The sequence below is a fragment of the Pseudomonas sp. GW821-FHT02C04 genome (assembly GCF_059421845.1).
Genome location: NZ_JBWKVT010000006.1, coordinates 69,425 through 96,304, shown reverse-complemented (window position 1 = coordinate 96,304; position 26,880 = coordinate 69,425). Strand labels below are relative to the sequence as shown.

The 26,880-nt window shown below is 60.9% G+C and carries 30 protein-coding genes and 1 pseudogene; 15 read left to right on the top strand and 16 right to left on the bottom strand.

Annotated features, from left to right (window positions below):
• Positions 1 to 123 precede the first annotated feature (123 nt).
• Genes AC07VV_RS21245 through AC07VV_RS21235 form a run of 3 tightly spaced genes read left to right on the top strand, consistent with a single transcriptional unit; the run spans position 124 to position 2,171 of the window.
• Positions 124 to 549 (top strand): YybH family protein, encoded by a 426-nt coding sequence (locus AC07VV_RS21245; protein ID WP_495037397.1) that lies wholly within the window; start codon positions 124 to 126, stop codon positions 547 to 549.
• Between the two features lie 40 nt (positions 550 to 589).
• Positions 590 to 934 (top strand): YciI family protein, encoded by a 345-nt coding sequence (locus tag AC07VV_RS21240; protein WP_007951101.1) that lies wholly within the window; start codon positions 590 to 592, stop codon positions 932 to 934.
• On the top strand, positions 927 to 2,171 hold the full coding sequence (locus tag AC07VV_RS21235) for an RNA polymerase sigma factor (protein ID WP_495037396.1): 1,245 nt from the start codon (positions 927 to 929) through the stop codon (positions 2,169 to 2,171). Before AC07VV_RS21240 ends, AC07VV_RS21235 begins: the two co-directional genes overlap by 8 nt.
• Before the next feature lie 11 nt (positions 2,172 to 2,182).
• On the opposite strand, the gene AC07VV_RS21230 is transcribed toward AC07VV_RS21235, so the two are convergent.
• On the bottom strand, positions 2,183 to 2,908 hold the full coding sequence (locus AC07VV_RS21230) for an SDR family oxidoreductase (protein WP_119427906.1): 726 nt from the start codon (positions 2,906 to 2,908) through the stop codon (positions 2,183 to 2,185).
• A 111-nt stretch (positions 2,909 to 3,019) separates the two neighbouring features.
• Here AC07VV_RS21230 and AC07VV_RS21225 point away from each other — a divergent pair, with 111 nt between their 5' ends.
• Positions 3,020 to 3,853 carry a LysR family transcriptional regulator gene (locus AC07VV_RS21225; protein ID WP_495037395.1) on the top strand — a complete coding sequence of 278 codons (834 nt, stop codon included), beginning with the start codon at positions 3,020 to 3,022 and terminating at the stop codon, positions 3,851 to 3,853.
• Positions 3,854 to 3,857: 4 nt separating this feature from the next.
• Here AC07VV_RS21225 and AC07VV_RS21220 read toward each other — a convergent pair whose 3' ends face one another.
• Entirely contained in the window at positions 3,858 to 4,712 is an 855-nt protein-coding gene (locus AC07VV_RS21220) for a LysR family transcriptional regulator (RefSeq protein ID WP_273535660.1), read from the bottom strand.
• Positions 4,713 to 4,800: 88 nt separating this feature from the next.
• On the opposite strand from AC07VV_RS21220, the gene AC07VV_RS21215 reads away from it, so the two are divergent.
• On the top strand, positions 4,801 to 5,238 hold the full coding sequence (locus tag AC07VV_RS21215) for a multidrug/biocide efflux PACE transporter (RefSeq protein WP_495037394.1): 438 nt from the start codon (positions 4,801 to 4,803) through the stop codon (positions 5,236 to 5,238).
• A 148-nt stretch (positions 5,239 to 5,386) separates the two neighbouring features.
• On the opposite strand, the gene AC07VV_RS21210 is transcribed toward AC07VV_RS21215, so the two are convergent.
• Entirely contained in the window at positions 5,387 to 6,142 is a 756-nt protein-coding gene (locus AC07VV_RS21210; protein ID WP_495037393.1) for an SDR family NAD(P)-dependent oxidoreductase, read from the bottom strand.
• Between the two features lie 120 nt (positions 6,143 to 6,262).
• On the opposite strand from AC07VV_RS21210, the gene AC07VV_RS21205 reads away from it, so the two are divergent.
• Entirely contained in the window at positions 6,263 to 7,159 is an 897-nt protein-coding gene (locus AC07VV_RS21205) for a LysR family transcriptional regulator (RefSeq protein ID WP_007951094.1), read from the top strand.
• A 52-nt stretch (positions 7,160 to 7,211) separates the two neighbouring features.
• Here AC07VV_RS21205 and AC07VV_RS21200 read toward each other — a convergent pair whose 3' ends face one another.
• Positions 7,212 to 8,825 (bottom strand): inorganic phosphate transporter, encoded by a 1,614-nt coding sequence (locus tag AC07VV_RS21200; RefSeq protein ID WP_096818172.1) that lies wholly within the window; start codon positions 8,823 to 8,825, stop codon positions 7,212 to 7,214.
• A gap of 253 nt (positions 8,826 to 9,078) precedes the next feature.
• Positions 9,079 to 10,101, bottom strand: a complete 1,023-nt coding sequence (locus AC07VV_RS21195; RefSeq protein ID WP_495037392.1) for a transporter — start codon at positions 10,099 to 10,101, stop codon at positions 9,079 to 9,081.
• Between the two features lie 276 nt (positions 10,102 to 10,377).
• Between AC07VV_RS21195 and AC07VV_RS21190 the strand changes: the two are divergent.
• The 3 genes and pseudogenes from AC07VV_RS21190 to AC07VV_RS21180 form a co-directional block, all read left to right on the top strand.
• A pseudogene (locus tag AC07VV_RS21190) lies at positions 10,378 to 11,067 on the top strand (methyl-accepting chemotaxis protein); the annotation flags it as partial.
• A gap of 165 nt (positions 11,068 to 11,232) precedes the next feature.
• Complete coding sequence (locus tag AC07VV_RS21185; RefSeq protein ID WP_371859721.1) at positions 11,233 to 12,000, top strand: methyl-accepting chemotaxis protein; 768 nt, start codon at positions 11,233 to 11,235, stop codon at positions 11,998 to 12,000.
• 112 nt (positions 12,001 to 12,112) lie between these two features.
• Entirely contained in the window at positions 12,113 to 12,556 is a 444-nt protein-coding gene (locus AC07VV_RS21180; RefSeq protein WP_096818166.1) for a hypothetical protein, read from the top strand.
• 60 nt (positions 12,557 to 12,616) lie between these two features.
• Here the strand turns inward: AC07VV_RS21180 and AC07VV_RS21175 are convergent, their stop codons facing one another.
• The gene (locus AC07VV_RS21175; RefSeq protein WP_065259299.1) at positions 12,617 to 12,922 is read right to left on the bottom strand and encodes a PepSY domain-containing protein; all 306 of its coding nucleotides are present in this window, start codon (positions 12,920 to 12,922) and stop codon (positions 12,617 to 12,619) included.
• A 153-nt stretch (positions 12,923 to 13,075) separates the two neighbouring features.
• On the opposite strand from AC07VV_RS21175, the gene AC07VV_RS21170 reads away from it, so the two are divergent.
• On the top strand, positions 13,076 to 13,954 hold the full coding sequence (locus AC07VV_RS21170) for a sterol desaturase family protein (RefSeq protein ID WP_495037391.1): 879 nt from the start codon (positions 13,076 to 13,078) through the stop codon (positions 13,952 to 13,954).
• 1 nt (position 13,955) lies between these two features.
• On the opposite strand, the gene AC07VV_RS21165 is transcribed toward AC07VV_RS21170, so the two are convergent.
• Positions 13,956 to 14,639, bottom strand: a complete 684-nt coding sequence (locus AC07VV_RS21165; protein WP_495037390.1) for a helix-turn-helix transcriptional regulator — start codon at positions 14,637 to 14,639, stop codon at positions 13,956 to 13,958.
• Entirely contained in the window at positions 14,639 to 15,763 is a 1,125-nt protein-coding gene (locus tag AC07VV_RS21160; protein WP_495037389.1) for a glycerophosphodiester phosphodiesterase, read from the bottom strand. The genes AC07VV_RS21165 and AC07VV_RS21160 overlap by 1 nt, the downstream gene beginning before the upstream one ends.
• A 215-nt stretch (positions 15,764 to 15,978) precedes the next feature.
• On the opposite strand from AC07VV_RS21160, the gene AC07VV_RS21155 reads away from it, so the two are divergent.
• Entirely contained in the window at positions 15,979 to 16,305 is a 327-nt protein-coding gene (locus tag AC07VV_RS21155; RefSeq protein ID WP_495037388.1) for a DUF2025 family protein, read from the top strand.
• Here the strand turns inward: AC07VV_RS21155 and AC07VV_RS21150 are convergent, their stop codons facing one another.
• Both AC07VV_RS21150 and AC07VV_RS21145 read right to left on the bottom strand, forming a co-directional pair.
• Positions 16,306 to 16,626: an antibiotic biosynthesis monooxygenase family protein gene (locus AC07VV_RS21150; protein ID WP_495037387.1), complete on the bottom strand. Its 321-nt coding sequence runs from the start codon at positions 16,624 to 16,626 to the stop codon at positions 16,306 to 16,308.
• Positions 16,623 to 17,330, bottom strand: coding sequence for a CTP synthase C-terminal region-related (seleno)protein (locus tag AC07VV_RS21145; protein ID WP_495037386.1), 708 nt, complete (start codon positions 17,328 to 17,330; stop codon positions 16,623 to 16,625). Before AC07VV_RS21145 ends, AC07VV_RS21150 begins: the two co-directional genes overlap by 4 nt.
• Before the next feature lie 15 nt (positions 17,331 to 17,345).
• On the opposite strand from AC07VV_RS21145, the gene AC07VV_RS21140 reads away from it, so the two are divergent.
• Positions 17,346 to 18,287, top strand: a complete 942-nt coding sequence (locus AC07VV_RS21140; RefSeq protein WP_495037385.1) for a LysR family transcriptional regulator — start codon at positions 17,346 to 17,348, stop codon at positions 18,285 to 18,287.
• Here AC07VV_RS21140 and AC07VV_RS21135 read toward each other — a convergent pair whose 3' ends face one another.
• The 4 genes from AC07VV_RS21135 to AC07VV_RS21120 all read right to left on the bottom strand — a co-directional run bounded on the left by AC07VV_RS21135 (position 18,288) and on the right by AC07VV_RS21120 (position 22,192).
• Complete coding sequence (locus tag AC07VV_RS21135; protein ID WP_495037384.1) at positions 18,288 to 18,818, bottom strand: DUF1003 domain-containing protein; 531 nt, start codon at positions 18,816 to 18,818, stop codon at positions 18,288 to 18,290.
• A 61-nt stretch (positions 18,819 to 18,879) separates the two neighbouring features.
• A complete protein-coding gene (locus tag AC07VV_RS21130; protein ID WP_495037383.1) occupies positions 18,880 to 20,199 on the bottom strand; it encodes a methyl-accepting chemotaxis protein in 1,320 nt (439 codons plus the stop codon).
• Positions 20,200 to 20,383: 184 nt separating this feature from the next.
• Positions 20,384 to 21,436, bottom strand: coding sequence for a diguanylate cyclase (locus AC07VV_RS21125; RefSeq protein WP_495037547.1), 1,053 nt, complete (start codon positions 21,434 to 21,436; stop codon positions 20,384 to 20,386).
• A gap of 147 nt (positions 21,437 to 21,583) precedes the next feature.
• A complete protein-coding gene (locus AC07VV_RS21120) occupies positions 21,584 to 22,192 on the bottom strand; it encodes a TetR/AcrR family transcriptional regulator (RefSeq protein ID WP_102621054.1) in 609 nt (202 codons plus the stop codon).
• A gap of 214 nt (positions 22,193 to 22,406) precedes the next feature.
• Here AC07VV_RS21120 and AC07VV_RS21115 point away from each other — a divergent pair, with 214 nt between their 5' ends.
• Positions 22,407 to 23,459 carry an MBL fold metallo-hydrolase gene (locus AC07VV_RS21115; protein WP_495037382.1) on the top strand — a complete coding sequence of 351 codons (1,053 nt, stop codon included), beginning with the start codon at positions 22,407 to 22,409 and terminating at the stop codon, positions 23,457 to 23,459.
• A 38-nt stretch (positions 23,460 to 23,497) separates the two neighbouring features.
• Here AC07VV_RS21115 and AC07VV_RS21110 read toward each other — a convergent pair whose 3' ends face one another.
• Positions 23,498 to 23,809, bottom strand: coding sequence for a helix-turn-helix domain-containing protein (locus AC07VV_RS21110; protein WP_495037381.1), 312 nt, complete (start codon positions 23,807 to 23,809; stop codon positions 23,498 to 23,500).
• A gap of 93 nt (positions 23,810 to 23,902) precedes the next feature.
• Complete coding sequence (locus tag AC07VV_RS21105) at positions 23,903 to 24,670, bottom strand: AraC family transcriptional regulator (RefSeq protein ID WP_495037380.1); 768 nt, start codon at positions 24,668 to 24,670, stop codon at positions 23,903 to 23,905.
• A gap of 112 nt (positions 24,671 to 24,782) precedes the next feature.
• On the opposite strand from AC07VV_RS21105, the gene AC07VV_RS21100 reads away from it, so the two are divergent.
• Positions 24,783 to 25,598, top strand: coding sequence for a sulfite exporter TauE/SafE family protein (locus AC07VV_RS21100; protein ID WP_495037379.1), 816 nt, complete (start codon positions 24,783 to 24,785; stop codon positions 25,596 to 25,598).
• Complete coding sequence (locus AC07VV_RS21095; protein ID WP_495037378.1) at positions 25,595 to 26,836, top strand: hypothetical protein; 1,242 nt, start codon at positions 25,595 to 25,597, stop codon at positions 26,834 to 26,836. Before AC07VV_RS21100 ends, AC07VV_RS21095 begins: the two co-directional genes overlap by 4 nt.
• The last annotated feature ends 44 nt before the right edge of the window (positions 26,837 to 26,880 follow it).

Genomic DNA, 26,880 nt, shown 5'->3' with positions numbered 1-26,880 from the left:
ACAAAGATGAGCCTCGGATTCTAGCGATTTTGCGTTCTCTGGAATTTTTTTGTTTCAGCTGTCGATCCGGCCAGTCGCCGAACGACAAAGGGTGTCTTCACAACAAAAACCACGGAGAACCCCATGAGCACGCAAGCGCAGATTCAAGCCATCATCGACACCTATCGTCAGGCCGTCATGACCAAGGATGTGAAAAGGGTCATGACCCTGTACGCCGACGACATCCTCTCGTTCGATGCGATCAAGGCCCTGCAATTCAAGGGCAAGGAGGCCTACCGCGCCCACTGGGTGGCCTGCATGGAAATGTGCCCCGGCCCACACATCTTCGAATTCCACGAAATCACCATCGAGACCGGGGACAACATCGCCTTCGCCCACTGGGTGGCCAATTGCGGCGGCACCAATGAACAAGGCGAAACCCAGAGTTGCTGGATGCGCGCCACCGCCTGCTATCGGCTGGTCGGTGGGGCGTGGAAAATCGCCCACGAGCACTGGTCGGCGCCGTTCGATCCGATGACTGGCTCGACCCTGTTCGATGCGAAACCCTGATCTTCAGCCATAGTTGATCCGTCCGATTCAGGAGAACGCCATGAAGTATTTATGCCTGGTCTACAGCGATGAGCGCCTGCTGCATTCGTCGCCCGACAGCCCGGAAGACGCCGAATGCTGGGCCTACGCCGAGTCGATCCAGGGCAGCGGCCGGATGGTCGCCGCCGAAGCGCTGGAGTCGGTGCAAACCGCCACCACGGTGCGCATGCGCAACGGCAAGTTGTCGATCACCGATGGCCCGTTCGCCGAGACCAAGGAGCAATTGGCCGGTTTCTACCTGATCGACGCGCGGGACCTCAACGAAGCGATTCAGGTCGCCGGCAACATTCCGGCGGCCCGGGTCGGCAGTGTCGAAGTGCGTCCCGTGCGCCAGTTGAATGTCTGAGGTCGCGGCCCGGGTCGCGCAGGTCTACCGCGAAGACTCGCGGCGGATCCTCGCGACCCTGATCCGCCTGCTCGGTGATTTCGACCTCGCCGAAGAAGCCTTGCACGAGGCGTTCTTCATCGCGGTCGAGCGCTGGCAGCGCGACGGTGTGCCGGACAATCCACGGGCTTGGCTGGTATCCACCGGGCGTTTCAAGGCGATTGACGTGTTGCGTCGCCGCGCACGGTTCAAGGCGTCGCAGCCCTTGTTGCTGGCGCAACTGGAAGAGCTGGAACAGTCCGAATGGGACGTTGAAGACGTGGAAGACGATCGCTTGCGCCTGATCTTCACTTGCTGCCACCCGGCACTGGCGGCGGACGCGCAAGTGCCGCTGACCCTGCGCGAAGTCTGCGATCTCACCACCGAGGAAATCGCCCGCGCATTTCTCTCGGCCCCGGCGGCGATTGCCCAGCGCATCGTGCGCGCCAAGGCGAAGATTCGCGATGCAAAAATCCCTTATCAAGTCCCGAGCCTGAGCGAATTGCCCGAGCGCCTCGACAGTGTGTTGCGGGTGATTTATCTGGTGTTCAACGAAGGTTATTCGGCGTCCGGCGGCGCCCATGTGACTCGCGAAGACTTGACCCGCGAGGCGATTCGTTTGGGGCGTCTGCTGCTGGAGTTGTTGCCGGACCCGGAAGTCATGGGGTTGCTGGCGTTGATGCTGTTGCACGAATCGCGGCGGTCGGCGCGGTCGACGCCTGATGGTGAACTGATTCTGCTGGATGATCAGGATCGCGGATTGTGGAATACCGAGCTGATTGTCGAAGGCTGCGATCTGGTGGAGCGGGCGCTGACCACCGGACGCTTCGGGCCGTATTGCCTGCAAGCGGCGATTGCGGCGGTGCATGCCGAAGCGCCGACGGCGGGGGAGACGGACTGGGAACAGATTGTCGGGCTGTATGAGGTGTTGCTGCGGGCGGTGCCGTCGCCGGTGATCGAGTTGAATCGGGCGGTGGCAGTGGCCAAGCGTGATGGGGCGCTGGCGGGGTTGACCTTGATTGAAGGAATTCTGGACCGTGGGGAGTTGCAGGATTACCACCTGGCGCATTCGGCGCGGGCGGAGTTTTGTCGGCAGTTGGGGCGGGTTGAAGAGGCGCGGGCGGCTTATTTGCGGGCGCTGGAGTTGACGCGGCAGGAGCCGGAGCGGCGGTTTATCGAGGGACGATTGCGCGAGCTGACGCTGCGCAATCCCCTTTAGTAAACGCCGAGTCAGGCCTGTTGGCGGGTAGCAGCCATCACAATCTCGCGAATACAAACCCCCTGCGGCTGCCCATACGCATAAGCAATCGCCGTCGCCACATCCTCGGCACTCAACACTGTGCCACCCATATCTTGTTTCCACGCCTGATACCCGGTCTTGATCGCCTCATCCGTGGTGTGGCTCAGCAATTCGGTCTCCACCGCACCCGGCGCAATTGTGGTCACCCGCACGTTATGCGGCGACAGCTCTTCACGCAGGTTTTCCGACAACCCGTGCACCGCGAATTTGGTGCCGACATACGCCACATGGTTCGGGAACGTCTTGCGCCCGGCCACCGAGCTGACGTTGATGATGGTGCCGTGCTTGCGCTCGATCATCCCGGCGACCACCGCGTGCACGCCGTTGAGCAGGCCCTTCACGTTGACGTCGAGCATCTGGTCCCACTGCGCCGGGTCCTGTTTGCTCATCTCGCCCAGCAGCATCACCCCGGCGTTGTTGATCAGCGCATCGGCCGGGCCGAATTGGGCTTCGGCCTCGGCCACTGCGGCCAGCAAAGCAGCGCGGTCGGTGATGTCGACTCGGCGGCTGAGGGTGTTCGGCAGTGCCAGCGCTTCGAGGCGTTCGATACGGCGCGCCAGCAACAGCAGGGGGTGACCGGCAGCGCTCAAGCGCCGTGCGGTGGCTTCGCCGATGCCCGAGCTGGCGCCGGTGATGATGATCAATGGCTTGCCCATGGTTGAACTCCTGAGATAAGAAAAACAAATAACCAGATTCGTGACGCAGTATATTTAGCCCGCTGGAGGCTGAAAAATGCCTTATTCCTCTGTCTGCCATCGGAATCTCCTATGGATATCCGCCATCTCAAAGCCTTCCTCGCGGTGTTCGAGGAGCGCAACATCACCGCCGCCGCGCAACGGCTGTTCATCAGTCAGCCCACGTTGTCGGTGACCATCAAACAGCTGGAAGAAGAACTCGGCGCGACGCTGTTTTTGCGTCAGCCCCGTGGTGTGGAAGTCAGCGACGAAGCGCGGCTGCTGTATCCGCAGGCACGACGGATGGTGGCCGAGTCCGAGGCGCTGAGCCGGATGTTTCGCGGCCGCGAAAACCGTGCGCCGCTGACCCTCGGCATCGAGGGCGACATCGCCGCCAGCCATATCGAAGCCTTTGTGCGCATGGCCCATCAGGCGTTGCCCAATCTGCTGCTGACCCTGGAAGAAGGCTGTCATGGCGACGGTCGGCTGGCAGTCGAGGAAATGTGCTGTGAGGACGAACTGTTTCTGCCGCTGTGGGAAGAGTCTTACGTGATGGCGCTACCCCTCGATCACCCGATGGCCAGCGCGCAGGCAGGCTGGGCGCCGATCGAGGACTGGATCACCTGCCCGCAACATCCGTCGCATCAACGCTTGATGGCGCTTTACGGACGTTCGCCGGAAGCGGTGGCGGGGCACGCCGGTTCACTGCAACAGGCGTTGCACATGGTGGCGGCGGGTGTCGGTGTGGCGATGTTGCCGCAGTCGCTGGTGAGCGGGCATGAACGCATCGTCGTGCGAGCGCTGCACCTGCCGGCGCCGACCCGGCGGGTGGGGCTGTGTTATGCGGCACAGGCGCTGGAATTGCCGGCGATGCGCGGGTTGCATGAGTATTTCCAGCACAATCGGCCGCCGGCGATTGCCGCCTGAATTGTCACTCCAGCATCTTGCTCAGCAACCAACTCCCCGCCGGCCCCGGCGGGTACAGCCGCGACCACAGCGCATCGACGAACACCGGTTTCGGCCAGCCACGTACCTTCAGTTCAACCAGCAAATCATTGCCGAAACGCTCCACCAGCCAGCGCGGCAGCGGTGCCCAGCCGAAACCTTTTTCGGCCATTTCCAGCAGCATCAGATAACTCGGCGCCGACCACACCCGGCCTTTGCCGCGACTGTCATAGGGATTGACGATGGTGGCAAGGCGCAGCTCGCGATGCTGTTCAAGGACTGTTTGATCGATGGATTCCTGCGTCGCCAACGGATGATTACGGCCGACGAACAGGGCGATTTCAGTGCGCTCGGCGACGGTCGAGGTCGCCAGGTCCGGCGGGTAGTTGTCCTGCATCTCGGCGAATGCCAGGTGCGCCCGACCGCGTTGCACCAGTTCGATCAGGTCATCGCACTCGGCGATCAGGCATTCCAGCTCCAGATCCGGGTAGCGCTGCTCGAAGCCCACCAATGCGGCTTCGAAACGGTCGGACTGATAAGTATCGGAAATCGCCACCGTGAGTTTCGGCTCGACGCCCTGGGCCAATTGCCGGGCGGTCATTTCCAGGCGGCTGGTGGCCGACAGAATCGCCTCGGCCCGTTGCAGCATCACGTGACCGGCCGGAGTCAGGGCCGGTTTGCGGCTGCTGCGGTCGAACAAGATCAAGTCCAGATCGATCTCAAGACTGGCCACCGCCGCACTCACCGTCGACTGACTGCGCCCGAGTTTGCGCGCCGCTGCCGAAAAAGAGCCTTGAGTGGCGGCCTGGACAAACGCGAGCAACACTTCCTGAGAGGCCATGAACTATCGCCTTGATCGATGGTTATTGGTTATGAAGTATCGGTGTGGTGCTGGATCATGGCAACCATCTTCACAGAGGAACTCGGCCATGACTGCCAACAAATCCATCACTGAACGTATCTTCCAGGCCATCGGTTTCGAACTGCTGGCAATTCTGATCTGTACTCCATTGCTGGCGTGGATCATGGGCAAACCGCTGGTCGAAATGGGCGCCGTCACCATGGCCATCGCGTTGCTGGCCCTGGGCTGGAACGTGGTGTTCAACGGCTTCTTCGACCGCCTGCTCAAACGCTGGAACATCGCCCACAACGCCTGGGTACGGGTGGTGCACGCGCTGCTGTTCGAGGGCGGGTTGATCGTGATGGGTGTGCCGCTGATTGCCTGGTGGCTGTCGGTCAGCCTGTGGCAGGCGTTCCTGCTCGACATTGGCGTGCTGCTGTTCTTCCTGCCGTACACCTACGTGTATCACTGGGGTTATGACGTGGTGCGCGAGCGGCTGGTGATGCGCAGCGTCTGCCAGGGATAAACGCAGTTGTGGCGAGGGAGCTTGCTCCCGCTCGACGGCGAAGCCGTCGCAAAACCCGAGAATGTGGTCTGTCTACACTTCCCTGTTCTCGGGTTTGGGGGCGCTTCGCACCCCAGCGGGAGCAAGCTCCCTCGCCACTTTTTCAGGTTTAGAGAAACATCCCGCCCGACGCTTCAATCCGCTGACCGTTGATCCACTGCGCCCCCGGCGACAGCAGCAACGCCAACGCGCCGCCAATGTCATCCGGCTGCCCGGCACGGCCCAGGGCGGTGTTGCTGGCGACCATCGCGTTCAGCGCCGAATTGTCGCGCACCGCGCCGCCGCCGAAGTCGGTTTCGATGGCACCCGGTGCCAGGATATTCACGGCAATCTGCCGCGCACCCAGCTCCTTGGCCTGATAACGGGTCAGCACTTCCATCGCACCTTTCATCGCAGCGTAAGCGGCATAACCCGGCAGGGTGAAACGGGCCAGACCGCTGGAGATGTTGATGATCCGCCCGCCATCGTTGATCAGCGGCAGCAGTTGCTGCGTCAGGAAGAACGGCCCTTTCAACTGCACGTTCATCAGCAGGTCGAACTGCTCCGGCGTGGTCTCGGCGAAGGACGCATGCACACCAATTCCGGCGTTATTGATCAGGAAGTCGAAGCGCGGTTGCCCGAGCTGCTGCAGCGCTTGCCCGACCCGCACGGCGAACTCGGCAAAGCCTTCGCTGCGGCCGACATCCAGTTGCAGCATCACGGCGTTGGCGCCGAGTGTTTTCAATTCCTCGACCAACGATTGCGCTTCATCGGCGCGGCTGTTGTAGGTGCCGATGATGTCCACGCCTTGCGCAGCGAGGTGCAGGGCGGCGTTCTTGCCGAGGCCACGGCTGGCACCGGTGATCAATGCGATTTTGCGATTCATGGGTCTTCCTCGAGGGCAGTGACGGTTGATGGGGCCCAGTTTATTTATCCGCCGTGAGGTGATAAACAGACTGAAACCGGAATCACTGGTCGGTATGTCCGAACAATCAACAGGTGGCCCATGAACAAACTGGAACTGCTGCGCACCTTCGTCCGGGTCAGCGAATTGTCGAGTTTTACGATGGCGGGGGAGAGTCTGGGGCTGCCGCGCTCGACGGTGTCCGAGCAGGTGCAGGCGCTGGAAAGCCTGCTCGGCACGCGTCTGCTGCAACGCACCACGCGCAAGGTCCAGGCGACTCAGGACGGCCTTGCGTTGTATGAGCGCAGCAAGGATCTGCTGTCGCACATGGACGAAATCGAGAACCTGTTCCGTCAGGACGAAGCGTCGCTGACCGGGCGGATTCGGGTCGATATGCCGAACATTCTGTCGCGGCGGTTGATCATGCCGAAGTTGCCGGAATTCATGGCGCGCCATCCGAACCTGGAGCTGGAAATCAGCAGCACCGATCGCCGGGTCGACCTGCTTGCCGAAGGTTTCGATTGCGTGGTGCGCATCGGCGCGCAGCCCGATCAGTCGGTGGTGGCGCGACACCTTGGGGACTTCAGCATGATCAACTGCGCCAGCCCCGCGTATCTCGAGCGCTACGGCGTGCCGCAGACTCTTGAGGATCTGGCGCAGCATCGGCTGGTGCATTACGTCGGTGTGCTGGGTTCGCGTTCGGAAGGGTTTGTCTACGAGCAGGACGGGCAGGTCCACCGCGTGCCAATGGCCGGCAGCGTGACGGTCAACAGCACCGATGCCTACGAGTCGGCGTGCCTGGGTGGATTCGGTCTGATCCAGGTGCCGCGTACCGGCATGAACACCTATCTGGACACCGGAGAGGTGGTGACGGTGCTGCCGCAATACACCGCGCCGGCGATGGGCATTTCACTGCTGTACGCGAGGCAGCGGCATCTGCCGTTGCGGGTGCGGGTGTTCATGGATTGGCTGGGGGATTTGATTCGTTCGACGCTCTGATTCATACCCGAATCCCTGTGGGAGCAAAGGCTCTCACAGGGATTCGGCTGGATCAGAAGATCTGGGTGAACAGCCAGTACAGGCTGCCCGACAGCAGAATCGCTGCCGGCAAGGTCAGCACCCACGCCATCAGCAGATTGCGGATGGTCTTCATCTGCAAACCGCCACCGTTGGCGACCATGGTCCCGGCCACGCCCGAGGACAACACATGGGTGGTCGACACCGGCAGGCCGAACATGTCGGCGGCGCCGATGGTCAGCATCGCCACGGTTTCAGCCGAGGCGCCCTGGGCGTAGGTCAGGTGCGTCTTGCCGATCTTCTCGCCGACCGTGACCACTATCCGCTTCCAGCCGACCATGGTGCCCAGCCCCAACGCAATCGCCACGGCGATCTTCACCCACAGCGGGATGAACCGGGTGGCGTTGTCGATCTGCTGTTTGAACAATTGCAGTTTGTTGGTGGTGTCGGCGTCGAAGGTGCCGACCTTGTTCTTGTCCATCAGGCGAATGGTTTCGCTGGCCAGGTACATGTCGTTACGCACGTTGCCCATGGCTTCGGCCGGGACTTTCGACAGCGAACCGTAGCCTTTCACTTCTTCACCGATGTGCCCGGTCAGCGCGGCGAGGGCCGGGACCAGTTGCGGCGTGGCTTGCTTGCTGCGCACGTAATCCGAGAGCACCGGACGCGGATCGGCCGGGGCCGGCAGCGGTGCGCTTTTTACCAGCGCCTGTTGGGTGACTTCAGCCACGGCGGCGAACTGCAACGCCTGATCCGCCGGCATGGTGCGGTTCAGCGCATAAGCCATCGGCAGGGTGCCAACCAGAATCAGCATGATCAGGCCCATGCCTTTCTGGCCGTCGTTGGAACCGTGGGCGAACGACACGCCGGTGCAGGTCAGGATCAGCAGACCGCGAATCCACCACGGCGGCGGTGTGTTGCCTTCGGGCGCCTTGTACAGCGAACGGTTTTTCACGAACGCGCGCAGCGCCAGCAGTAACAGCGCCGCACAACCGAAACCCACCAGCGGCGACAGCAGCAGTGCGTAACCGATCTTGGTCGCCTGGGCCCAGTCCACACCGCTGGTGCCATCGCGACCGTGCATCAGGGCATTCGCCACGCCAACGCCGATGATCGAACCGATCAGCGTATGCGACGACGAGGCCGGCAGGCCCAGCCACCAGGTGCCGAGGTTCCACAGAATCGCGGCGATCAGCAGGGCGAAGATCATCGCGAAACCGGCGGACGAGCCGACTTGCAGAATCAGCTCGACCGGCAGCAGGGCGATGATGCCGAACGCCACCGCGCCGCTCGAAAGCAGTACCCCGAGGAAGTTGAAGAAACCCGACCACACCACGGCCACATTCGGCGGCAGCGAGTGGGTGTAGATCACCGTGGCCACGGCGTTGGCGGTGTCGTGGAAACCGTTGACGAACTCAAAGCCCAACGCAATCAACAGCGCCACGCCGAGCAGCAGGAACGGGGTCCAGGTGGTGACCACCGTGCCGAGCTCGTGCATGTCGTGCATCAGGCTGTAGGCGGTGAACAGCATCCCCATGGCCAGTACGGCGAAGAACACCACGTAAGTGAAGGGGCCGGTTTTTTTATCGAGCGCCGGCCTGCCGCTGGGGGCGGAGGCCGGGCTGGCGGTCAGGGAGGGAGTAGCCATGGGAGGACAATCCTGAGCGGGGAAGGAGTGTCGCCCATGATCGTTGCTAAATATTACAGAGAGACTGCGGCAGGTCAGTGTTTGGCGGATTAGCCCGACATTGATACGGATGCACTGTGGCGAGGGAGCTTGCTCCCGCTGGGGCGCGAAGCGCCCCCGAGCCGTTTATCGCAATCTTTAAGGCAACCCGCCCCCAAGAGCTCTGCGACTGCTGTGCAGCCGAGCGGGAGCAAGCTCCCTCACCACAGGTGGATCAGTAATCCCCGCGCTTGCGAAACGCCCAGCGCCCGGCGATCACGGTAAACGTCACCACCAGCGCCACCAGAATCCAGAACCCTTCCGGATCAGTCGCCAGCGGCACACCGCCGACGTTCATGCCGAAGAAACCGGCAATGATGTTGATCGGCAGCGCCAGCACCGTCACCACGGTCAGGGTGAACAGCGTGCGGTTGCTCTGCTCGTTGAGGTTGGCGGCGATCTCTTCCTGCAACAGCTTGATCCGCTCGCCGAGGGCCGTGAGGTCGTTGATGATCAGCGCGAACTCCTCGGTGGACTTGCGCAGCTCCTTCACGTCTTCTTTCTGCAACCAGGGCGGCGGCCTGTTGAGCAGGCGCAGCAGCGAACCCGGCTCCAGCGCCAGCAGCCGTTGCAGGCGCACCAGCACCCGACGGTTGGCACCGAGTTCGGCGCGGTTGGTCGACAGTCGCGAGGAGAGTAATTCGTCCTCGACCTGATCGACGCTCATGCTGGTCTTGCGCACGATCTGGGTCAGTACTTCGCCCTGGTCGCGCAGCAGGTGCACGAGCAGTTCCGACGGCGAGCGAAAGCACTCGCCGGCCTTCACCGACGAACGCAGCTTGTCCACCGAGTGCAGCGGTTGCAGGCGCGCACTGACGATCAGTTTGCTGCGCACGCAGACCCACAGCGTCGACACGTCCGACGACACCATGCTGCTGAGGTTGAACACCACGTCGTTGACCACCGCCAGCAACGCCGAATCGACATGCTCGATACGGGTCGAGCGCGAGCCTTCATGCAGCGCTTCGAAAAACTCTTCGGGTAATTGCAGATGACTTTTCATCCAGCGCTCGCAAGCGGCGTGCGCCAGGTTCAGGTGCAGCCAGAGAAACTCATCGCCATCGTTGTCGTCTTGCAGGCAGCGCAAAGCAGTCGCCGAGTCGACTTCGCGACCACGCTCGCCGGGACGAAAACGAAAACCGTAGAGCAAGCCGAACAGGTCTGGATCGCGATGGCTGATATCGAGGCTGTGGTTCATGAAGTCTCGCTGGGAGGAGGGCGTCTGTCGCGGGATTTGCAGATTCACCTGAGCCGCATCATTGCAATGCAGTATGACGTTTTGGTGACAGCTAAATGACGCCAGAATCAATGCCTTACCGGCGGTCGGATTTTTCTCAAGAAGCCCTCTGGCACGCCGATCACGCATGAGTTAGGTTGCGCGCCTTCGGCCAAGAGCCAAGGTTCGCCGACACGGATGTCCGGCCACAATTCACGTCTTACCGGACGTGCCTCATCCCTGTCATGAGTACCTGCGATGTTGCAAAAATCCCTGAGAGCGCAAATTCTCGCCCTGCTGAGCGGCAGTCTGTTGGCGATGCTGTTGATCGCGCTGGCCTGCTTTCATTTCCTGTCCAACGGCGTGCAGAACTACAGCCAGTTGATCGCCGGCCCCTTGCACACGTCGCAACTGATCGACGAAGCCAACCTGCAATTCAAGGTGCAGGTGCAGGAGTGGAAAAACGTCCTGCTGCGCGGCAAACAACCGGCAGACCTGGCCAAATACTGGGGCCAGTTCGAAGATCGCCAGCGCGATGTGCAGAACATCCTCGGTGAGCTGGCCAATCAGAAAGGCCTTGAGCCTTCGCTGAAAACCCGCATCGAACGTCTGCGTGAAGAACATCGTCTGCTCGGCAGCGCCTACCAGAAAGGTCGCGATGCCTACGTAGCTGCCGGTGCCGATCCGACTGCGGGCGACACCGCCGTCAAAGGCGTCGACCGCGCCGCCAGCGACCAGATGAGCGAACTGGTGGGCGAACTGCGCAAGCAGGGCACCGAACAGTCGGCGCTGATCAGTGCTGGCGCCGATCGCACTGTAATGCTGGGGATTCTGGTGATGCTCGCGTCCGGTCTGTTGATCGGTCTGCTGAGCCTGTGGCTGGTCAACCGCAACCTGGTCGAGCCGATCCGCAAACTCATCGACTACGTCACCCAACTGAGCAAGGGCCGTCTGGTCGAGCGTGTGTCCAGCGACCGTCAGGACGAGCTGGGCAACCTGGCCGCCGCGGCCAACACCCTGCGCGACTTCCTCGCCGAAACCTTCAACCATCTGCAGCGCAGCGCCAAGGATCTGGACAGCGCGAGCGGCGAGTTGAACGCCATCGCTACCGTGATGGCCGGCGGCACCAACGAGCAGTTCAACCGCACCGATCAGGTAGCCACGGCGATGAACGAAATGTCCGCCACCGCCCAGGAAGTCGCCCGTCATGCGGCCGACGCGGCACGTGCTGCCGACGATGCCGACCAGTCCGCCCAGCAGGGTGAAAAGGTCATGCAGAGCACCATCCACAGCATCACCCAGATGCGCGGTGAAATCGCCAACACCGCCACGGTCATCCGTCGTCTGGAAGCCGACAGCGGTCGCATCGGCAAGGTGCTGGAAGTGATTCGCGGGATCGCGGAACAGACCAACCTGCTGGCGCTCAACGCCGCCATCGAAGCGGCTCGTGCCGGTGAAGCGGGGCGTGGTTTTGCGGTGGTCGCCGATGAGGTGCGCAACCTCGCGCAGCGTACGGCGGAGTCGATCATCGAGATCAACCAGATCATCCAGAGCGTACAGACCGGCGCGGTGGATGCGGCCCACGCGATCGACAGCGGCCAGACCCGCAGCGATGAAAGCGTCGAGCAAGTGACCCAGGCCGGTGCCATGCTGGAGCGCATCACCCACGCGGTGGAAGCGATTCGCGACATGAACCGTCAGATCGCCACAGCGGCTGAAGAGCAGACCTCGGTGGCCGAAGACATCTCGCGCAACCTGACCGAGATCACCTCGATTGCCAGCACCAACCTCGACAACGTGCAGCGCACCGAAAGCGCCAGCCAGAACCTGCACGGCCTCTCCGGCCAACTGAACGACGTCACCGCTCGCCTGAGCGTCTGACCCGCCAGTGACTGTGTACCGGCCCGGTTACCGAGTCGGTACACAGTCGATCTCAATTCGTGCAGACCGCCGCCGATGGCCGGTTATTCATAACCGTCATTGGAGAATTCCCATGGTCAGCATCACGTCTGTTTCCATCAATCAGACCGTCACCACGCCTACCAGCAAAACATCGATTGCCGACACGGGCGATGACACCTCGACCACGGCGGCGGCCAGTACCGGTGTGAAGGCCGACACCAGCAAAGTGGCAGCGGGCGGCGGCGCTGCACCGTCGGGTGACAGCAGCTCCAGCAGCGATGAATCGGATACGGTGAAAGAGCTGCGCAAGCAGATCGCCGAGCTGCAAAAGCAATTGCAGGAACAGCAACAGGCGCTGCAAGCGGCTCAGGCGAAGCAGGAAAGTCAGGATGCCAAGGCGGCGGATGTTGCGGCTGCGCAATCGCAGATTGCTACGACTTCGGCTTCGTTGCAGACGGCGACGGCGGCGTTGTTGGCGGCGTTGCAGCAATCTGATTCGAGTACGTCGGGTTCGCTGGTCAGTACCTCGGCATAACTGTCGGACACAAAAAAGCCGCGCGATCCGAAAATCGTGCGGCTTTGTCGTGTGGGGCAATCAGTGATCTTGCTTGTTGCTCAGGACCTTGCCGGTCGCCGCATCCAGATCCACGTCCCATTCCTTGCCATCGGCAGTACGCAGCTCGACTTCGTACTCATAGCCATTGAAGTGGTTGTCCAGGTCGGTGTCGACGATGGTCGCGCCCGGGTGCAGGGCCAGGGCAATCTTGTTCAGCTCTTCCAGTGGCTTGATCTTGCCGGACTTGACCAGCTCAGGGATCTGATCGACGCGAACGTCAGCCTGGGCCAGGCCAGCGGTGAGGGTCAGGGCAGCAGCGGTAAACAGGGCAGTCAAGGTTTTCATCGGTTATTCCTTTGGGTGATTCGTTCAAGTGAGTTCAGGTTAGCCACCGCAACTTAATTCACCCTTAAAAAACGCCGTGGGTGTTTGCGCCGTTTGTTCAATCGCCGTTCGCGGGCAACTTTCATGCTCAGCCTTCGATTAATGGAGGTGGACATGAAACACATCTTTTCGTGGTTGTATGCGCCGTTGTTCTGGGGGGGATTTATTGGCGGCGGGATAGGCTTGGCGGGGCATTCGCTACTGTGGTTGGTGCCGCTGTTTGCTATGGCATTGGCGGTGTCGTTCGCGGCCGAATGGCTGCTGCCCTATGAAGTGAACTGGAACCGCCCGGCCGGCGATCGTCGTCGGGACATGCTCCACGCGTTGATCAACGAAGCGCTGAACGCCATCGGCCTGCTGGCGTTGCCGGGGCTAGTGGCTCTGCTGGCGATTGACGGGGCATGGCCGTTGAACTGGCCGCTGTGGCTGCAGGTCGGCCTGGCGATCTTTATCGCCGATGCCTGCGTGAGCCTGATGCATTACGCCAGCCATCGCGTGCCGTGGATGTGGCGGCTGCACGCGATTCATCACAGCGTCGAGCGGCTCTACGGTTTCAACGGTTTGATGAAACATCCGCTGCATCAACTGCTGGAGGCGACGGCAGGATTGTTGCCGCTGCTGGTACTGGGCATTCCGTCCGAGGTGGCGGTGTTGCTGGCGTTCGCCATTGCGATCCAACTGTTGCTGCAGCATTCGAACGTCGACATGCGCGTCGGCCCGTTGCGCTGGATCTTCGCCTGGGCGCCGCTGCACCGGTTTCACCACATGAAGTACGGGCGCGCCGGAGACGTCAATTTCGGACTGTTCTTCACGCTATGGGACTGGCTGCTGGGCACCGGTTTTTACACGGAGAATTACCGGATCGGCGCGGGCGATCTGGGCATCGGCAGTCGCCCGGATTTTCCACGGGACTATGTGGCGCAATTGCTCGATCCGTTCGAACCGGCAACGCTGGGCAAGGAACCGAAAGTGCCGGACGGCTTGAGACGTTGAGTCAGTCCAGCAGACGCAATTCGATGTGTTGCAATGCCTGGCGCGCGGTAACACCGAAGAGTTTTTTCAGGCTGCGGGAGAAGTGAGCGGAGTCAGCAAACCCGGCAGCGTGGGCGGCATCGGTCACCGGGCTGCCGGCGAGTATCAAAGCCATCGCCAGTCGCAATCGTCGCCACAAGACGAGTCGCCGCACGGGCAGGCCGACCTGGCTGACGAACAACCGTTGCAACTGGCTCATGGACACGTGGGCGGAATCGGCCACGGCGCTGGCGGCGACTTTGCTCGACAGCGAGGCATCGACGGTGGCGAGGGCGCGTTCGATTCGCGGATCGCTCAGCTCGCGGCGTGGGCATTGGCCAATGGCGTGATCCAGTGCGGTCAGCGACAACTCAACGTCGAACAGCGCATCGCGCAACGTCTGGGCCTCAAACCGCAACGGTTCGGCGTACACGGTGAACACGGGGTCCGGTGCTTCGACAATCGCATGGCGAGTCTGGGACGTAATCAGCAGTCGGGAAGTGGTGACGGGTGTGCCCTCGACCAGAACAGTCAACGGCCGGTCAGGCGCAAGAATCAGTTGGTGAGCGTAGTGGGAGTGGGGCGCGGTGCGCCCCGACATCCCGTGGATCAGGCCATAGTCGTGCCCCAGCCAGAGGCGGCCTGTCCACGGGGTGTCCGGTTGCATCAGAAACCGTTGTTCTTCAACACCTGATCCACACTGGCGGCGGCCGGGCGTTTGTAGAACTTCAGCAGTTCGCTGGCACGGTTGGTGAAGATGCCGTCGACGCCGGCAGCCATGACTTTCTCGTAGTCCACCGGCTCATCGACGGTGTAGACGTGCACCAGCATGCCTTTGTCGTGGGTGTATTTGTTCATCCATGGCTGCACGAGGTCCGAATAGCTCTGATCGCCGCCGTGGGTCAGCTTGGCCGAAGGACCGGTGCCGATGGCGCCCTGAGCCTTGGCGTAGTCGATCCATTGCTTGAATTCAGCTTCGGATTTCGGTTCTTGCTTGCCGTAGAAAACGTTCTTGTCCTTCTCGCCGGAGTCGGCAAACGACACGTTCGATTTCGGCTCGATGCTGCCTTCACCGACCCACAGCAACAGGATCTTCGGCACCTGCGGCATTTCCTTTTGCAGCAGTTCGAGGCTGTTTTTCTCGAAGGTCTGCAGGATCACTTTACCGTTGCCTGCGCCGACGCTGGTGGCGTCTTTAGGCTGCTTGGCACCGGCCGGGATCAGCAGGCCGCGAGCCTGGAGTTTTTCCTTCAGGTCGTGCTCGATGCCGGGGAACAGTTGCGGTTCCTTGGTCTCGATGTACAGGCCCGGTTTGTGCTGCGGGTTGGCCTGGGCGATGTCGATGATTTCGTCCAGGGTCAGAATCTTCAGGCCGGCGTAGGACGGACGCGCGCGATCCGGATAGGCCTTGTTGTACCAGCTGCCGGCATCCAGGGTTTTCAGTTCGGCCATGGTGAAGGCGTTGGCCGGGCTGTCCTTGCGATCCGGGAACTTGCTGGCGACGTCGGTGGTGCGTTGCAGGTTGTTGTCGTGCAGGGCGAACAGCACGCCGTCCTTGCTGCGCTGCAGGTCCATTTCCAGGTAATCGGCGCCGAGGTCCCGGGCCAGTTTGTACGAGGCTGCGGTGGATTCCGGTGCATCGAAGGAGGCGCCACGGTGGGCGATCACCGCCGGGTGCGGAATGCCGTGGCTGGCGGCCAATGCCGTGAGGTCCGGGCTGGCGGCCTGGGCCTGGCCGAGGCCGAGCATCAGGCTCAGCAGCAGAGCGCTTTTGGTAAACGTGGCGGGCATGTCGAGGTCCTTTCGCAGGTATTTTCGAAGATGTCCCTTTTAGCAACTCAAACGAAAACGTGCTATCGCAAGACCGACATAAACGTACTGAAAGCGAAAATTTCCGCACTTTTGTGCGTTTGTTTGCAGTACGCTTGGCCACGGCAACCACCCCGGCAGAGGGTGTGCCTCAATGCCCTGCGTGTAAACCTTCGATCACTCTTGTGAGGTTTACCATGCGCATCACATCCCAACACATCTGCCAGGCGGCCGACGACCTCAAGGGTTTTGTCGGCCTCAATCGCAAGACCGGCCAATACATCGTGCGTTTCAGCGAAGACTCGTTCGGCATGGACGTGGCCGATGACGGCATCATTCCCGCCAGCGAATTCGTCTGGGCACCGGCCACCGAACAGACCATGACCCTCAAGCGCGAGTTGATCCAGTTGCTGCTCGATCAGCACATCGATGACCGGATCAACATCACCGAACCGTTGCGGGTTTACATGAGCAAGCGGGAAGTGCCGGAGATTGTGGCGGTGCGCAGTCTGGTGAAGGGCTGACTATCCGAATCGATAATCGCGCTCCACTTTGCACACCCGCGTATGACATGCCGAGTACCAGGTCGAACGTCCGCGCTCGCGAATCGCCTGGTGCTCGGGATGGTGTTTCCACGCCAGAATCGCCGCTTCACTGTTCCAATAGGATGTCGTGATCCCGAGACCATCCGCCCCTCGGGCCGACTCCACGCCGAGAAATCCCGGTTGCTCGCGCGCCAGTACAACCATGCGCTCGGCAGCTTCGGCATATCCCTGATCACCTTCGGTACGGGTCGAGGTGAAGATCACCGCGTAGTACGGCGCTACTGGCGTTTCGGCGATCATGCCCGTTGCTCCGCGCAGGCTTCGACAAACGCCCGCACCAGCGGCGGCAATTGCCCTTTGAGCGCTGCACGTTCCGGCTGGAACAAGGTCGCGACAAAGAACACATGGTTTTTCAGTTCGATGGCGCGCAGATCGCCTGCCGAATCGTGGCCCACGGCGTGCAGGTCATGGGTCAGCAATTCGCGTTCGAACTGCGGATTCACACCAAAACGGCAGCGATAACCTTCGCGAATCTCGGACGTTTCGTACGCCTTGGCGATCAACGAACCGGGCACCAGATGGATGCTGTCCACCGCTTCCACCAGCGAGCAGGTCAGCGGCGTGAGCACCGCGCGGCTGGAATCGGGCGAGGTTTCGCCATGCTCCGCATCGTCCCAGCCCAGTACGTGGCGGGAAAACTCCAGCACGGCATGTTGAAAACCGCCGCAGGTGCCGAGGAACGGGCGCTGCTGTTCGCGGGCAAAACGAATGGCCCGCAGTGCACCAGCTTCACTCTTGTAAGGGCTGGCCGGGACGCACCAGAAACCGTCGAAACTGTCGAGCGGTGTATCGAGGTGAATCCGGTCCGTGGCCAGCCACTCGAAATTCACGGGATGACCGGTATGTTCCGCCGCCAGCCCGAGGGCGACGGGGATGGCTTGATGGGCGGTGACTTGCGGGTCGTAGTCACCGATCAGGGCAATGCGCAGGGCTCTGGATTCCATGAGTGTTCGCTGTGCTTGTTGAGGGATGACGCTCACTATAGATTGGCGTTCACGCACTCAATATGGGCGTTTCCCCAAGTGATTAATGCAGCGACGCACTATCGACTCGACTTCCCGGATCTGGCGCTGATTCTCGCCCTGGTGCGCGGCGGCTCTCTGGCCCGGGCCTCGCAGCTGCTGAAGGTCGACGTGTCGACGGTGTTTCGCGCCGTGCGCCGACTGGAAGCCGCGCTCGGTCAGCAACTGTTCGAAAAAAGCCGCGTCGGCTACCTGCCCACCAGCCTTGCGCAGACCCTGTCTGAGCAGGCCGAGCGCGCCGAGCAGGCTCTGGAAGCAGCGCGAATCGGCGTGGAACAGGGCGGCGAAGTGATCAGCGGCACGGTACGCCTGACCTGTACCGACTCGGTGCTGCAAGGTCTGCTGCTGCCGGCACTGGCGCAGTTCATGCCGAACTACCCGGCGCTGACCATCGAACTGAGCACCTCCAACGACTTTGCCAACCTCAGCCGTCGCGACGCCGACATCGCCTTGCGCCTGACGCGCACGCCACCGGAGCACCTGGTCGGACGGGAGCTGGCGAAGATTGCCTACCGGGTCTGTGCCAGTGAGCGTTATCTGCAAAACATCGATGCGTCCGATCTGGCCGCCATGACCTGGATCGCCCCGGACGATTTTCTGCCCGATCACCCGACCGTCGTCTGGCGTCGTCAGCATTTGCCGGGCGTGACGCCGGGCTATCGCTGCAACAGCATGCTGTCGGTGACAGAGCTGGTGCGTGCCGGGCTAGGCGTGGCGGCGTTACCGGACTTTCTGATCACCGAAGGTCTGCAAGCCTTGAGCGAACCGCTGTACGGTTACGACACCGCGCTCTGGCTGCTGACCCGCCCGGACTGCCGCGCGTTGCGGTCGGTGGTCACGCTGTTCGATGAGCTCGGGCGGGCGTTGAGTTTGCCGTGATCAGGCCTGCGGGTTCTGGCGCATGTGATCGTGCAGTTCACGGGTCAGGCCTTCGATGCGCTCGGTCAGGCTCTTGGTCATTTCGGTGAGCCGGGTGTTCTGCTCCAGCAGCTCAAGCAACTGCGCGGTGTTCTTTGCGGCCTGGACCTGACGCTCGGAATTGGCCACGGCCAGGGCTTCGCGATGCTGCGCGTCGGCGTCCGATTGCGCCTTGTCCCGTGCGGCCTGGCGGGTCTGGGCCAGCAGAATCAGCGGTGCGGCATAGGCCGATTGCAGGCTGAACGCCAGGTTCAACAGGATGAACGGATAGACGTCGAAGTTCGTGACGCCAAACATGTTGAGGCACACCCACAGCACCACGATCAGGGTTTGCGCGCCGAGGAAGGTCGGCGTACCGAAGAACCGCGCAAACGCCTCGGCCCGCAAGGCGAACTTGTCGTTGCCGAAGGTTGTGTTGAGGTGGGCGTGGGGGCGGTGGAAGCGCAGGTGATCGACAGGGGCAGCGGGGGATTCGGTTTTTTCGGTGGTCATGACGGACTCGGCAGGGCTTGGGACGTTGAGTCACTATAGCCCTGCGTCGCCCGTGTTGGCCTTATCCCGGCGCACGCTCGTTGGCAAACATGCTCACCGCGTCCACGGCTTCGCTGGCGCCATCGCGAATCTGCAGAATCACCGTCCCCGCCTGATCCGCCAGTTCGACGCCTTGCGCCGCGCGTCCACGGGTGCCGTCCATGCTCTTGATCGCCTGGCGGGTTTCGCTCTGGATCAGGCCGATCATGTTGGAAATCTCTGCCGTCGAGCCGCTGGTGCGTGCCGCCAGTTGCCGCACTTCGTCGGCTACCACGGCAAAACCGCGACCTTGCTCGCCGGCCCGTGCCGCTTCGATCGCGGCGTTCAGGGCCAGCAAATTGGTCTGATCGGCAATCGCACGGATGGTGTTGACGATGGTGGTGATCTGTTCGGAGCGCTCGCCGAGCTGTGCAATCAGGTTCGACGATTCGGCGATGTCATCGGCGATCTCGCGCATTTCGCTGGCCGTTTGCTGGATCACTTGCGTGCCTTGCTCGGCGACTTTTCGGGTGGCGACAGAAATGTGATAAGCGGCGCTGGCGCTGCGTGCATCCTGCTCGTGCTGCTCGACTCGGGCGGTGACGTCCGAAGCGAATTTCACCACTTTGCACAAGCGGCCGGCGGCGTCGTAGACCGGGTTGTAGTTGGCCTCTAGCCAGACGGTTTGCCCGCGTTTGTCGACGCGTTCGAACAGCCCGTGGAAAAACTCACCCTGATTGAGCCGACGCCAGAAGTCATCATAAGCGCTGCTGTTGACCAGCTCTGCGGTACAGAACAAACGGTGATGCTTACCTTTGAGCTCGGCGAGCGTGTAACCCATGCGCGTCAGAAAATTCTGATTGGCTGTAAGAACGTTGCCATTGAGGTCGAACTCAATCACCGCCATGGCCCGGTCGATGGCTTGCAGTTTGGCGTTGGCTTCACTTTCCTGCTGCACCTTGGCGGTGACGTCCATGGCGTACTTGACCACTTTCACCACGCGGCCCGAAGCATCCTTGATCGGGTTGTAACTGGCTTCGAGCCAGATCGGCCGGCCCTGGCTGTCAACGCGTTCGAAGGTACCGGACTGGAACTGACCATTTTTCAACTTCGACCAAAGCTCGGTGTACTGGCTGCTGCGGGCAAATTCCGGTGGGCAGAACTGGCGGTGGGACTGGCCGATCACCTGCTCGGCGGTGTAGCCCGTGGTCTTGAGAAAGTTGTCATTGGCGCGCAACACTACCGCGTCGAGATCGAACTCGATCACCGCCATGGAGCGGTCGATGGCTTCGAGCAGGCCGGTTTGCTGGGCGAGGGTGTGTTGCAGTTCGTCGATAACAGACTGCTGGCGATTGAAAAACATGCTGGGTGCGCTCCGGAAATAGGGCTAGAGGTGTTGTCCCTGTTCCCGCGGCGGCAGGCCGAAGATGCTGGCGACGTTCGGCGTTGACTTCATAGTGCCAGCATCCAGGCTGACAGCTCGATCTTATACAAAGTTTATAATGTTGTACAAGAAAGTGGTTTGTCCGAATCTTGTACAACGCGTGTCAGGCGCTGGAGCGGCTCAACGCTACGCTGATCGTGTTACGGCCCGTGTGCTTGGCGGTGTACAACGCTTTGTCGGCGTCATCCAGCCAGTCGAGGGCGTCCGGGCAGGTCAGTTGGAAACGCGCCAGTCCGATGCTCAGGCTGACCCGCAACTCGGGCACCTCGGGATGGCGGTACTGATGCAGGGCCTGGCGCAGTTGCTCCATCAGGGCTTCGGCTTTGCTCAGCGGCAGGTTGGGCAGGATCACGCAGAATTCGTCGCCGCCGTAACGACCGGCCAGCTCACTTTCATCCAGCAGGAATTTCAGTTCGCGACTCAGTTGTTGCAGCACCGCATCGCCGACGATGTGCCCGTAACTGTCATTGATCACCTTGAAATGATCGATGTCGATCAGTGCCAGAGTGGCCTGGCTGTTGTGGTCGCGGCACTGCTGGAACTTGAGGTGCAGCAGGTCTTTCCAGGCACCGTGGTTGAGCAGGCCGGTGAGGCTGTCGGTGCGACTGAGGGCGCTCAAGGTGCGTTTGTGTTCGGCGAGTTTGATCGCCAATTGGTAACAGACCATTCCCAGTGCAAGCGGATAAAGGGTCAGCATCGGCAGACACGCCCAGACCTGGGTTTGCGTGGTGGTCAGGTTGAACTTGACCCCGAACAGCGACCAGCCCAACAGCACGCCGATCAACTGGGCGAGGGCGCCGAGCAGGAACAGCCGCCGGCCACCGGCGGCCACATTGTTCATGGTCATCATCGACAGAATGGTCACGGCGGTCAGCGGATTGAACTGGAAACACGCAGTCCAGAAACCGCCGAACACCGAGTCATAGAGCAGGTTGCGACGCTCGGCGCGGTAGGGGAAGGCCGAGCGGGTCGACCATTGGTAGGCGACGTGGGGCCAGAGAAAACCGTTGAACAGCAACAGCGCCCAGAGCCAGGCCGGCATATTCAGTGGGTAGAGTGCGGCGCCGACACTGAAGAAGCCGACGCCCAAACCGATGGCGCGTGGCAGGTAAATGCGTCTGGCGAATGACAAGCCTTTGCCGCGTTGGTTATCCATGAGTTTCTTCGCCAGATTCATTCTGAAACACTTTGCAGTGTAATTCTTCAGAGCGACCGTTCATCGGTCAATGACAGACATTGTCATTTATTCCAGCGGGAAAATTCAGTGTCCTTGTGAGCCATTTAATCTTGGCGCAGGCACGATCTAGAGCTGATAGCAGGCCAGGAACATGTCCAGTGCCGATTCGACCACGGCATTTTGCGTTGCGTTGTCGAGCGCCGGTTGGCCCATGGAAATCTGCGGCCAGAAGGCGAAGGATTTGAGCAGGCCCTGCACCTGATGCGCGGCGAACTCCGGGTCGACCGGTTTCAGCCGACCGTCCGCCTGAGCGGCGCGAATCCACACGGTCACGCTTTCCTCACGTTCGCCCATGCGCGCCACCATGTTCTGTGCGCGTTCGGGAGAGTGGATCGCGGCGGCGATGGCGACACGGGCCAGATTCATGAAATTGTCGTCCGCCATCATCTGCAGTTTGGCCAGCAGCATCGTTCGCAGTTGATCACGCAAGGGCTGATCGGGCTGATACGAAACGGCTTGCTCGGTGCTGATCCGTGCCCACAACTGGTTGAGAATTTCGGCGAACAGCTCTTCCTTGCTCGGAAAATGGTTGTACACCGTGCGCTTCGACACCCCGGCGGTGGCCGCGATCTTGTCCATGCTGGTGACTTCGAAACCGTTGGCACGGAATTCGGTAATGGCCGCCAGGATGATGGCTTCGCGTTTGCGGTCGGTGAGGCGCGTTGGAGCTGTCATAAATTCGATTCGGCAGGAAATAGATGAAATTACACTCGGCAGTTTACTTGTCATCCAGTTTGATGCAACCTAGAAAGTACACCGATCAGTGTAATGTTGCGTTAATCGGTGCAACCTAAAACCAGATGTCCGGCTGATGCGTGCGTGCCTTGGCCATTTATCGTCCCACCGTGGAAAACCGTGAATTGCGCGGTTTTTCTGGAGTCATTCAGTCATGGCCAAATCAATTTCTTCCGCGGTCAGTCCTGTACCTGAAGCTTCGCGCCAGGCAGAAGGGACGTTCCGTAACCACGCTCCAGTGCAACGTGAAGGTGTGCGCAAGATGCTGCGCATCATGTGGAATATGATCTTCCACAAACCGCGCAACACCCGTCCGGCGTCGGCCATCCCTGTGCAGCCGCTGACCCGCGCCGACCTGATCGCCGCCCCCAACCACAGCGTCTATCGCCTCGGTCACTCGACCCTGCTGCTGAAGCTGCAAGACAAATTCTGGATCACCGACCCGGTGTTCGCCGAGCGCGCTTCACCGGTGCAATGGGCCGGACCGAAACGCTTTCACCAGCCACCGATCAGCATCGACGAATTGCCACCGATCGAAGCGGTGATCCTGTCGCACAACCATTACGACCACCTCGACTACGAAGCGGTGTTGAAACTGGCGGACAAGGTCAACGTGTTCCTGACCCCGCTGGGCGTCGGTGACACGCTGGTCAAATGGGGCATCGATGCCAGCAAGATCCGCCAGTTCGACTGGTGGAAGGGCACCGAAGTCGCCGGTATCCGCTTCATCGCCACCCCGTCGCAGCACTTCTCCGGTCGTGGCCTGTTTGACGGCAACCAGACCCTTTGGGCTTCGTGGGTCATCATCGATGGCGATACACGAATCTTCTTCAGCGGCGACAGCGGCTACTTCGATGGCTTCAAGCGCATCGGCGAACAATACGGCCCGTTCGACCTGACCCTGATGGAAACCGGCGCCTACAACGTCGAATGGCCCCACGTGCACATGCAACCGGAAGAAACCCTGCAAGCCCACATCGACCTCAAGGGTCGCTGGTTATTCCCGATCCACAACGGCACGTTCGACCTGGCGATGCATGCCTGGCATGAACCGTTCGATCGCATTCTTGCACTGGCCTGGGAGCGCAGCGTTTCCATTACTACTCCGCAAATGGGCGAGGCGTTCAACCTGGCACAACCGCAACGCGGGCATGCGTGGTGGTTGGCGGTTGAAGGGGAGAGTGGGGCGGTGGTGCAAGGGGCCTGACTCACGGATGCAGGTTCGCCTCCATGAGGCGAACCGAATCACTCCGCCATCGCATAGTCCCCACGCACCGATTCAACTGTCGAGCCACTGCTTGTCGAACGCCCCGGCGCAAAGCCCGGAAAGAACACCAACCCCTGCGCCTCGAACCGATAGGTCAACGCCAACCGCACCGCATCCGCCACGTCCTGCTGCGCTTCGAACCGCTGAATGTCGTCTACTGAAACCTTGGCCTCCCGCGACAACTGTTCGATGCTCCAACCCAACATCCCTCGGGCCTGGGCGCAGTGGGTCGGGGTGAACTGGAAAAGGGCGATACGTTCGAGGATGAGGTTCATCGCTGAAGAGGCCATGGTGTGCTCCGGGCTCGAGAGTGCTGATGGAAAATGTACTGTGTTTTTGTACAGTTGTTTTCGGCCGGGATCAAACGCATTTTTTGATTTGCCCTAGTTCGCCGCCTCCAACCAGACGGACGGTGCCTGACCGAGGATTCGACGGAACATCGTCGAGAACGCCGCCGGACTGTCATAACCGAAATCCAGGGCAATCCGCGTCACCGCCTCACCCGCCGCCAGTCGTGCCAGCGCCAATACCACGCAGGCGCGCTGGCGCCATTGACTGAAGCTCAGGCCGGTCTGCTGACGGAACAGTCTGTTGAAGGTGCGTAAGCTTACGTGCAGCTGATCGGCCCATTGCAGGGGCGACTGGTGGGCGTTCGGCTGATGCAGAAATTTCTGACACAGTTCGAGCAGTCTTCCGTCAGACGGCAGCGGTATATGCAACGGCAGCGGTGCACTGCGCACCAACTCATGCAGCAACAGATCGATCAGCACACCGTCGCGTCCAGTCAGGTCATACGTCAGCGGCATTTCCACCGCTTCCATCAGCAAGTGCCGCATCAACAGCGACACACTGATCACCTGACAACGCTCACCCAGATCCACCGCTCCCGGCTCGATATACAAACTGCGAGTACTGACCCCCAGCATCAACACCTCATGCGCCACCTCCGGCGGAATCCATACCGCCCGCTGCGGCGGCACCACCCAGTTGCCGTCATGCGTGCTGACCTGCATCACCCCGGTCGCGCCGTACAACAATTGCGCCCGCCGATGCGTATGACGTGGCAACAGATAGCCGTGGGAATAATCCGTACCGATCGCCACTACCCTGCGAGGCGTGTCATCCAGCAGATTGATCGAAACATTGCGCATCGAGCGGCACCCAGTAATTGGCGTAAGCGCAAACATTATTGGCTGACTTGCTGAAGCAGGCCAAGCAGCGTCGCTCTATCGTCGACCGCTCCCCCCCAACGGACGACGCGCCATGTTCTACCTCCTGCTGACACTCTTCGGCTGCCTGACCGGCGTCACCGCCGTGCTCTTTGGTTTCGGCGGCGGCTTCGTCGTCGTACCGCTGCTGTACCGCATGCTCACCGCGAGCCACGGCGCCGACGACCCGATCAGCCAGTCCGCCATGCACATCGCCGTCGCTACCTCGACCTGCGTGATGATCGTCAACGCCCTGGTCGCTACCGACAAACACCGCCGCGCCGGCAACCTGATCCGGGATTACCTGTGGCCGTTGGGCGGGTTTATCGGTTTGGGCGCGGTTGTCGGCGCAGTCGCAGCGGTGTGGGTCAGTGGCGAAGTCATTCGTTATGCCTTCATCGCCTACCTCGGTGTGACGATTATCGACTGCCTGCTGCGTCGCGGCTTTCTCACACAGTCCGAAGGCGCCGTCCCACGGCGACTGGGAACAGTGGAAACGTCTGGCGGCGGTGTAGGGATAGGCGCCATCGCGACCTTTCTCGGTGTAGGAGGAAGCGTCATGACCGTGCCGTTATTGCGGCGTTGCGGGTTGAGCATGTCCCAGGCGACGTCGATGGCCAATCCGCTGAGCGTGCCGGTGGCGCTGGCGGGGACGCTGACGTACATGGTGATGGCGGGATTCAGCGAGACAGACCTCGGGCCATGGTTTATCGGGTATGTGGATCTGCTGGCGTTTGCGGTGCTGACGTTGGGCTCGATGCTGGGGATTCGATTGGCTACGCCGTGGATCGGGCGGATACCGGATCGGGTGCATGCGTGGGTGTACATCGGTTTGCTGGTGATTGTGATGCTCAGCATGAGCGTGAGTTGATCTGGACGAAGCTCGATTCCCCGTTACAACATCGACATAATCCGCGGTCACTTTTTGCGGTATTTGCCCGCTTGCTCAAGGAAGAATTGATGTTTCACGGATTGTTGCGCCTTTCCGGCATTTTGGTACTCGCCGTTTTTTTCCATCCCCTGGCATGGGCGGAAAACGCTACGCAGGTTTACACGGGAACGCTGGGCAAGACGGCGATCGTTCTGGAGATGAATACCCGAACGGGAGAGGGGCGGTACTTCTACCAGAAGTACCGCAAGGATCTGGAACTCGAAGGTTCCAGGGATGGGGACACGCTCGAACTCAGCGAAGGTTCGATGATGGACGGGGACTCCCGTCCAACGCTTCGTTTACACGCGATCGGGAGCAATTGGTCCGGTGAGTGGAGTAATCCGGCCGGGAAAACCCTCAAGGTTGAGTTGCAGCCCGCAATGATTCCGCAAGCCCCCGTCGACTCATTGCCCTATATCGTCAGCCTGCGTGAGACGGCCCCTTACGAGTATCTGCGGCTGCAAGGAATGAAACTGCAAAAGGGCAAAACCGAAACTTTCATGGGCTACACACTGCAATGGTGGAGCGAGCCCAAATCACAAGCTTCGCTTTTTGAAGTGGTGTCCGGTTATTCCTCAGAAGTGCGTCAACGCATCAACCAACAATTGATGGGCCGATTGTGGGGGGAGGTGATCGCGTATTTCGGTTGCTCGGGTGATTACTCTCAATCCAGCCAACCTCTGTGGATGACGCCTTCGGTAATGAGTGTGCGGATTTCAACGGATTATTACTGCGGCGGAGCCTACCCGGACCAAAGCAACGACGCGCTCAACTTCGATGCCACAACCGGTCAGACACTTACGCTCGAGGACGTTTTGTGGGTAGGGCAAGGTCAGCCGTTGCACTATGAACAACACGATGATTTCAATGCAGGTTCACCCGGTTCTTCTGATGCCTGGTCGAAATACCGGACTACAGAGTTGGCACCCTGGCTGGTCGCACAGCTGCTGAAACTGTATCCCCAGCAAATGACCATCACCGCAGAGGGCGATAACGACTGTCACTACGACGAGAGCGATCCCTGGCAATTCATGGGTTGGTACTTCACGGAGCAGGGCATCAAGTTTGATCCGTCTTATCCCCACGTGGCGGCAGTGTGCGGATTCGTAGACTGGAGTGTTCTGCCGTACAACATCGTCAAACAACATCCGGGTGGTGTAGCGCTGCAACTGCCATGACGCGACGTTGCATCTCGAATTACATTTCTCGATTACCGGGCACA